Source organism: Borrelia hispanica CRI, from assembly GCF_000500065.1.
GTDB lineage: Bacteria > Spirochaetota > Spirochaetia > Borreliales > Borreliaceae > Borrelia > Borrelia hispanica.
This window is the reverse complement of record NZ_AYOU01000055.1, coordinates 1-1,889: the sequence shown is the minus strand read 5'-3', so window position 1 is coordinate 1,889 and position 1,889 is coordinate 1. Positions and strand designations below refer to the sequence as shown.

Below are 1,889 nucleotides of genomic sequence, written 5' to 3'. Positions count from 1 at the left end.
AATCTCATATCAAGACCAAAATATTGATTAAGCTTCTGATTTACCGCAATTTCAATCCGTTCTTGCACCCCCTTCAAAAAATCATAATAATTACTTCGGTCTCCTTTACCATCATTGCCAAGACCTTTAGTTTGTTCATTGAAACTCCTAGTTAATGGTTCTTTAGTATCTGCTCCTATTTTTGCTTTTACAAGTTCTAAAGTATCTTTCAAAAAAGTAAGTTCATATTTCATAACTTCTAAATGTGCAGACTCACTTCCAGAATAGAATATCCCATCATTATTCAAATTGGATTTTAGTCTCTCAAGTTCGAGGGACAAATCATTGTTTAGTGCATTCAAGATATTGGTACCCTTCTTTACACTCTCATCACCACTATTATCAACACTACCATCATCAGAATTGCGTCTAAACAACTTTGTGAACATACCAGAACTATTATCTTTGTTGTTTTTGGTAAGTAAAGTAAACTGCAAAGATGCTTTACTTATAGCATCATTAATCTCTGCTAAAGACTCATCCTTGTAAAACAAAAAATTGTAGTTTCGAATCCTTCTATCTATCTCTTGATAGATAGTCTCAAAAAGAGCTACATTTAGAAGAAAACTTTGGGTATAACATGGAGTATATGAACCCAAAATATAGTCGTAATTCTCATATATAATCAAACGACTCTTATGGATCTTGACTTCTTTTCTAACTAAAACTCCCTCATCATCCTCTTCCTTGAATGAATATATGACATAAGAAGACTTAGAACCCCTATCTCGCACACAACTAAAATCTAAATACACAAATCCAATTGGCAATTCTGAATTAATTTCCAAGTCAAGATTATCATCCCCTGCTGTTTTGACCAAAATATAGCCAACACCATTGAATCTGTAACTTATGATACAATTCAATAGTGCTTCTTTGAGTTCTACTTTTAGATTATCTAACGTATCTTCAATACCACTTAAAGCAGTACTGTAAATAACTTCTAAGTTAATTCCATTGTGCAGGACGTCTTCTGCTACATTATTTATATAATTCCTAAAAAATATTGAATGTTGGTATAATTCATAAGAACTGATTTTAGAATTGCATCTAGTTATCCCTCCACCATTTATAACCTTATTCAATATACAAAAAATAATTATAGATCAATTATTTATTTTTGCTAAAAAATAATAGCAAAAATTATAAAAAATTGCAAAAAAAATTTAAACTTATTCTTTAGATAGAAGAAATATTTACTTATTTAAATCTACTTTATAAACAATGCATATAACATAGATATTAATGCTAGAAATATTCCTACATTAATGGTAATAATAGTCCCAAACATCCAAGCATGTAATTTTAATTTACTATTAAGTTCCATTTTGTTCACTTCCATATCTTTTCTTACAAGAGAAATATCTGACTTTAATTCGTCCCTTACTTTGTCGATTTTGTTATCAAGTTCTTTAATATCTGATTTTAAGTTATTTTCAATAATATCTATTTTGTTATCAAGTTCATTAAATTTAGTATCTATTTTGTTATCAAGTTCATTAAATTTAGTATCTATTTTGTTATCAAGTTCATTAAATTTAGTATCTATTTTGTTATCAAGGGCATCTTTAACCTTTTCAATATCAGATCTTAAACCACGCTCTAACATCTCCAATTTTATGTCAAAGTTCTCTTTTAAATATTCAAGATCTTTAGTAGTAAGTTCATTTTTATAGTATCTATAAGATAAATCGTCCGCAATATCTCTCTTAATACCAGCTTTTACAAGCTCATTTAATACCATCTGCCTAGTAATTACAGGCTCCATTTGCATATACTCCATAAAGAATCTCCTTATGTAATTATTATACAATAATTTATAAGCTAAATGAAAGTAAATTTAGTAAAAT

At 28.4% G+C, this 1,889-nt stretch carries 2 protein-coding genes; both read right to left on the bottom strand.

The window, feature by feature from the left end:
• Positions 1 to 1,124 (bottom strand): anti-CBASS protein Acb1 family protein (locus tag U880_RS0101475; RefSeq protein ID WP_024654485.1); only part of this gene is annotated, 1,124 nt, incomplete at its 3' end.
• Between the two features lie 125 nt (positions 1,125 to 1,249).
• The gene (gene bdr / locus U880_RS11675; RefSeq protein ID WP_038358782.1) at positions 1,250 to 1,822 is read right to left on the bottom strand and encodes a Bdr family repetitive protein; all 573 of its coding nucleotides are present in this window, start codon (positions 1,820 to 1,822) and stop codon (positions 1,250 to 1,252) included.
• Positions 1,823 to 1,889 lie beyond the last annotated feature (67 nt).